At 72.5% G+C, this 6,000-nt stretch carries 7 protein-coding genes and 1 pseudogene; 7 read left to right on the forward strand and 1 reads right to left on the reverse strand.

What is annotated here, in order from left to right:
- Window positions 1-37: 37 nt before the first annotated feature.
- Window positions 38-214, forward strand: coding sequence for a hypothetical protein (locus tag ACFQ11_RS25110; protein WP_378302769.1), 177 nt, complete (start codon window positions 38-40; stop codon window positions 212-214).
- On the opposite strand, the gene ACFQ11_RS25115 is transcribed toward ACFQ11_RS25110, so the two are convergent.
- Complete coding sequence (locus ACFQ11_RS25115; RefSeq protein WP_378302771.1) at window positions 171-1,088, reverse strand: LysR family transcriptional regulator; 918 nt, start codon at window positions 1,086-1,088, stop codon at window positions 171-173. The two genes, ACFQ11_RS25110 and ACFQ11_RS25115, sit on opposite strands and share 44 nt — an antisense overlap.
- Window positions 1,089-1,285: 197 nt before the next feature.
- On the opposite strand from ACFQ11_RS25115, the gene ACFQ11_RS25120 reads away from it, so the two are divergent.
- The 6 genes and pseudogenes from ACFQ11_RS25120 to ACFQ11_RS25145 all read left to right on the forward strand — a co-directional run.
- Complete coding sequence (locus ACFQ11_RS25120) at window positions 1,286-2,719, forward strand: form I ribulose bisphosphate carboxylase large subunit (RefSeq protein ID WP_378302773.1); 1,434 nt, start codon at window positions 1,286-1,288, stop codon at window positions 2,717-2,719.
- Complete coding sequence (locus tag ACFQ11_RS25125) at window positions 2,719-3,147, forward strand: ribulose bisphosphate carboxylase small subunit (protein WP_378302775.1); 429 nt, start codon at window positions 2,719-2,721, stop codon at window positions 3,145-3,147. The genes ACFQ11_RS25120 and ACFQ11_RS25125 overlap by 1 nt, the downstream gene beginning before the upstream one ends.
- Window positions 3,144-4,106 (forward strand): CbbX protein, encoded by a 963-nt coding sequence (gene cbbX / locus ACFQ11_RS25130; protein WP_378302777.1) that lies wholly within the window; start codon window positions 3,144-3,146, stop codon window positions 4,104-4,106. Before ACFQ11_RS25125 ends, cbbX begins: the two co-directional genes overlap by 4 nt.
- Window positions 4,107-4,216: 110 nt before the next feature.
- On the forward strand, window positions 4,217-5,125 hold the full coding sequence (locus ACFQ11_RS25135; protein ID WP_378302780.1) for a PAC2 family protein: 909 nt from the start codon (window positions 4,217-4,219) through the stop codon (window positions 5,123-5,125).
- A gap of 54 nt (window positions 5,126-5,179) precedes the next feature.
- Complete coding sequence (locus tag ACFQ11_RS25140) at window positions 5,180-5,608, forward strand: CBS domain-containing protein (protein WP_378302782.1); 429 nt, start codon at window positions 5,180-5,182, stop codon at window positions 5,606-5,608.
- Window positions 5,605-6,000, forward strand: a pseudogene (locus ACFQ11_RS25145) (hypothetical protein); the annotation flags it as partial. The gene ACFQ11_RS25140 and the pseudogene ACFQ11_RS25145, both read left to right, overlap by 4 nt.

The raw sequence follows: 6,000 nt of genomic DNA on the forward strand, positions 1-6,000 counted from the left end.
AACGTTGCTCGTACCGCGGGTGAACGGGAGGGGAAGCGTGACGGGCCTCGCCGCGGCGATGGACGTCGCCGCACTGATCTTCCTCGGCTGGTCCCTGGCCGCGATGCGCCGCAACCGGGACGAACCCGACGGCGACGCCGGGCAGTCGGCCGCGCTCGCGCTGATCGGCGTCAGCCTGCTCCTGCTGTCGATTCCGCTGTGGGCCCTGCCGTAGCCGCGCCGCCCGCGGCCGTCCAGCCCGGCGCGTCCAGCAGGTGCCGGACGAACAGCAGCGTCGTCGCCGTCGGGACCGCGCCGCCGACCGCGTGCCACGGCCGGTTCAGCGGCAGGCCCGGGGCGTCCACGACGACGAGGCGGCGCGCGTCCAGTTCGGCCCCGACCGCGTCCCGCGACACCAGCGCCGCCCCCAGCCCGGCCGCCGCGCCCGCGATCACCGCGCCGTTCGAGCCGAGCACCAGCCGCGGCGGGGCGGCGTCCCGCTCGGCCAGGTAGGCGTCCGCGGCCGCCCGCGTCCCCGACCCCGGCTCCCGCATCACCCACGGCGTCCGGTCGAGCGCGAACCCCGCGGCGACGTCCGGCGCGGCGACGACGACCAGCTCGTTCGGGCGCCGCGCCAGGACGGTCGCGGCGACGTCGGCGGGCGGGCGCCCGGCCAGGACCAGATCGGCCTCGTGCGCGGCGAGGCTGCTCCACACCTGGCGCCGCGGCCCCACCTCCAGCGTCAGCTCCACCTCCGGCCACCGCGCCCGGAACGACGCGAGCAGCTCGGGCAGGATCTGGTCGGCGGCCGTGGTCACCGCCGCGAGCCGCAGCGGCCCCCGCCCCGGGTCGGCCGCCCCGCGCGCCGCCGCCCGGCCCTCCTCCAGCAGGCCCAGCACCTGCCGGGCGTAGCCCGCGTAGACCGTCCCGGCCGGGGTCGGCCGGACCCCGCGCCCCACCCGCTGGACGAGCGGGACCCCGAGGTCCCGCGTCAGCGCGGCCACCGCCGCCGACACGGCCGACTCCGTCACGTACAGCCGCCGCGCCGCCGCCCGCACCGATCCCGTGTCGGCGAGCGCCACGAACGTCCGAAGCCGCGCCTCCGTCACACCCGACCTCCTGGTTCAAGCGAATACTTGACGGTCACCGTAGAACACTTGATGGACATCGCAAGTATCCGCCGGGCACGCTCGGTCTCGTCACGGTCAATCGACCGGGGCGCGGCGCCCCGCCCCATCCCCTGGGCATGCCGTCCTTCCGCGGGCGGAGCGCCGCGCCCGACCCCCCAGCGCGAAGGAGAGCGGCGATGAGCTCGGGCAGATGGTCGGCGGGCGTGATCCCCTACGCGGAGATGGGCTACTGGCGCCCGGACTACGAGCCGAAGGACAGCGACGTCCTCGCCGCGTTCCGGATCACCCCGCAGCCGGGCGTCCCGCCGGAGGAGGCCGGCGCGGCCGTCGCGGGGGAGTCGTCCACCGCGACCTGGACGGTCGTGTGGACCGACCGGCTCACGGCGTACGAGAACTACCAGGCCAAGTGCTACCGGGTGGACCCGGTCCCCGGCCAGGACGACCAGTTCATCGCGCACATCGCCTACGACCTCGACCTGTTCGAGGAGGGCTCGATCGCGAACCTGACGTCGTCCATCATCGGGAACGTCTTCGGGTTCAAGGCCCTCAAGGCGCTCCGCCTGGAGGACATGCGGATCCCGACCCATTACGTGAAGACGTTCCAGGGCCCGGCCCACGGGATCGTCATGGAGCGCGAGTACCTGGGCAAGTTCGGCCGTCCCCTCCTGGGCGCCACCGTGAAACCCAAGCTCGGCCTGTCGGCCCGCAACTACGGCCGTGTCGTTTATGAAGCGCTCCGCGGCGGCTTGGACTTCACCAAGGACGACGAGAACATCAACTCGCAGCCGTTCATGCGGTGGCGCGACCGGTTCCTTTACTGCATGGAGGGCGTGAACCGGGCGCAGGCCGCGACCGGTGAGGTCAAGGGGCACTACCTCAACGTCACCGCCGCGACCATGGAGGACATGTACGAGCGCGCGGAGTTCGCCAAAGAACTCGGCAGCGTCATCGTCATGATCGACCTGACGATCGGCTACACCGCGATCCAGTCGATGGCCAAGTGGGCGCGCAAGAACGGCGTCATCCTGCACCTGCACCGCGCCGGGCACTCCACCTACACGCGGCAGAAGACCCACGGCGTCAACTTCCGCGTGATCGCCAAGTGGATGCGGCTCGCCGGCGTCGACCACATCCACGCCGGCACCGTCGTCGGCAAGCTTGAGGGCGACCCGAACAGCGTCCGCGGCTACTACGACACCCTCCGCCTCGACAAGATCGCCGCCGACCCGGTCAAGGGCCTGTACTTCGACCAGGAATGGGCGTCGCTGCCGGGCACCATGCCCGTCGCGTCCGGCGGCATCCACGCGGGCCAGATGCACCAGCTCCTGCACTACCTCGGCGAGGACTCGATCCTGCAGTTCGGCGGCGGCACCATCGGCCACCCGATGGGCATCGCCGCGGGCGCCACCGCCAACCGCGTCGCGCTCGAAGCGATGATCAAGGCGCGGAACGAGGGCCGCGACTACCTCGCCGAGGGCCCCGGCATCCTCCGCGCCGCCGCCAAGCAGAGCCGCGAACTCGACATCGCCCTGTCCACCTGGGGCGACATCACCTTCACCTACGAGTCCACCGACACCCCCGACGTCGTCGAAACCCCGGTGAGCATCTGATGCGGATCACACAAGGCACCTTCTCCTACCTGCCCGACCTCACCGACGAGGAGATCACCCTCCAGATCGGTTACGCCCTCGGCCAGGGCTGGCCCTGCTCCGTCGAGTTCACCGACGACCCCCACCCGCGCAACGCGTACTGGGAGATGTGGGGCCTGCCGATGTTCGACCTCGCCGACCCCGCGGGCGTCCTCTACGAGATCAACGAGTGCCGCAAGGCGTACCCGTCCCACTACGTCCGGCTGAACGCCTACGACGCCCGCTACGGACGGCAGACGACCGCGCTGTCGTTCATCGTGCAGCGCCCGCCCGCCGAGCCCGGCTTCCGCCTCGACCGGCAGGAGACCACCGACCGGCGGATCCGCTACACCCTGCACCCGTACGCGGCCGACCGTCCCGAAGGCGAGCGATACGGAGCCGAACGTTGACCGCACGCCCCGACTTCGGCCTGCGCGCGAACGGCCCGGCCGACCGGACCGGCTCCCCGGCGGACCCCTCGCCCTCCGCCGGGGAGCCCCTCCCCCCGGACGCCCGCGTCGACCTCGCGAAGGAACGCGCAGACTCCCAGGTGGACGACGTCCTGGCGGCCCTCGACGCCGAGCTCGTCGGCCTCGCACCCGTCAAGACCCGCATCCGCGAGATCTCCGCGCTCCTCCTCGTCGACCGCGTCCGCGCCCGGTTCGGCATCGACTCCGGCCGCCCGAACCTGCACATGTGCTTCACCGGCAGCCCCGGCACCGGCAAGACGTCCGTCGCCGTCCGGCTCGCCGAACTCCTGCACCGCCTCGGCTACGTCCGCCGCGGCCACCTGGTCTCCGTCACCCGCGACGACCTCGTCGGCCAGTACGTCGGGCACACCGCGCCCAAGACCAAGGAGGTCCTCAAACGGGCGATGGGCGGCGTCCTGTTCATCGACGAGGCCTACTACCTTTACCGGGCCGAGAACGAGCGCGACTACGGCCAGGAGGCCATCGAGATCCTCCTGCAGGTCATGGAGAACCAGCGCGACGACCTCGTCGTCGTCCTCGCCGGCTACAAGGACCGCATGGACTCGTTCTTCGCCTCCAACCCCGGCATGAGCTCCCGCATCGCCCACCACATCGATTTCCCCGACTACGAACCGGACGAACTCGAAGCGATCGGGCACATGATGATGCGCCGCGAGGGCTACTCCCTCGCGCCCGAGGCCGAACCCGTCTTCCGCGACTACCTCGACCGGCGCCGCGCCCGCCCCCGGTTCGCGAACGCCCGGTCCGTCCGCAACGCCATCGAACGCGCCCGCCTGCGGCACGCGAACCGCCTCCTCGGCCACCCCGGCGAGATCGGCCGCGCCGACCTCACCACCCTCCACCCCGAGGACTTCCTCGCCAGCCGAGTGTTCACCTGACCCCCGTCTCGCGGGGAACCCGCGAGCACGCGGTGATCACCTGGTGCCGGAGGGATGACCCCCGCATGTCCTAATGTTGAGAACATCGACATGATGATGTGGGGGAGAAGTTGCTGAACCCTGAGGATCTGTACGAGCTGGACACCGACCTGCCGGCGATGACCGGGCCGGTGCTGCTGCACAGCCTCGACGGCTTCGTGGACGCCGGTTCCACCGGGCAGCTCGTGCGCGAGCACATCCTGGACGCGCTGGAACACCGGGTCATCGCCCGCTTCGACGTCGACTCGCTGATCGACTACCGGGCCCGGCGGCCGCCGATGACGTTCGACCGCGACCACTGGGCGTCCTACGAGGCGCCCGAACTGGTCGTCCGGCTCGTCCACGACGCGGACGGCACACCGTTCCTGCTGCTCACCGGGCCCGAGCCCGACCGGCTCTGGGAGGGGTTCACCTCGGCCGTCCTGCACCTGGTCAAGCGGCTCGGGGTGCGGCTCGTCGTGGGGTTCCACGGAATCCCGATGGGGGTGCCGCACACCCGCCCGGTCGGGATCACCTCGCACGCGACGCGGCCCGAGCTGGTCGACCGCGGAACCTGGTTCGACAAGGTGCAGGTGCCCGGCAGCGCCGCCGGGCTGCTGGAGCTGCGGCTCGGCGAGGCCGGGCACGACGCGATCGGGCTGGCCGTGCACGTCCCGCACTACCTGTCCCAGTCGGCGTACCCGGCCGCCGCCGTCGCGGCGCTGGAGGCGATCGCCGAGGCGACCGGGCTGGCGCTGCCGGTGGACGCCGTCCGCACCGCGGCCGCCGCCACCGACGCCGAGATCGCCGAGCAGGTCGAGGGCAACGACGAGGTGGAGAAGGTCGTCCGCGCGCTGGAGCAGCAGTACGACGCGTTCGCGGGCGCGGCGCAGCGCGACAGCCTCCTCGCCGAGTCGCAGGACATGCCGACCGCCGAGGAACTCGGCGCCCAGTTCGAGCGCTTCCTCGCGGAACAGGACGGGCCGGACGCCTCCCCCTGACGCGCATGCCCGCCGGGCCCCTGGGTAGGCGAGCCCCGAGAGGGGAGGCGCGACATGGCCCACCACGGCATGAAGGTGAACGAGGTGATGACGCCCGTGCCGGTGACGGTGTCCCCGGACACGCCGCTGGCGCGGGTCGGCGAGCGCATGCGCGAGCACGGCATCGGAGACGTCCTCGTCGTGCACGAGGGCCGGCTGCGGGGCCTGGTGACCGACCGCGACATCGTCGTCCGCGGCGTCGCCCTGCGGCGCGACATGGCCGCCACCGCCGTCGCCGACATCTGCAGCACGAACGTGATCACGGTCCCGGCGGGCGAGGACGCCGACGCCGCCGTCCGGCTGATGAGCGAGCACGCGATCCGCCGGGTGCCCGTCATGGACGGCGACCGGCCCATCGGCATGGTGTCCATCGGGGACCTGGCCGTCCAGCGGGACGACCACTCGGTCCTCGCCGACATCAGCGCCGAGCCCCCGAACACATGAGCGCCGTCCGGATCGACCTCGCCGACGCCGCCCTCGACGCGGACCTCGACATCCCGGACGAACCGACCGGCATCGTGATCGTCGCCCACACGGGCGACGGCCCCCGCGACCGCACCGTCGCCCGGGGGCTGAACGCGGCGGGCCTCGGCACCCTCGTGCTCGACCTGCTCACCGGGCACGAGGAGGAACTCGACCGCGTCACCGCCGCGCTCCGCTTCGACATCGAACTGCTGACGCTCCGGCTCATCGGCGCGATCGACCGGCTCACCGAGGGCCTGGAGTCCGCCCCGCACACCGCCGGACTGCCCGTCGGGCTGTTCGGCGCGAGCACCGGCGCCGCCGCCGCGCTCGCCGCCGCGGGCGCCCGCCCGCGCGTCGCGGCCGTCGCGTCC

The sequence above is a fragment of the Actinomadura sediminis genome, from assembly GCF_042675525.1.
GTDB lineage: Bacteria > Actinomycetota > Actinomycetes > Streptosporangiales > Streptosporangiaceae > Spirillospora > Spirillospora sediminis.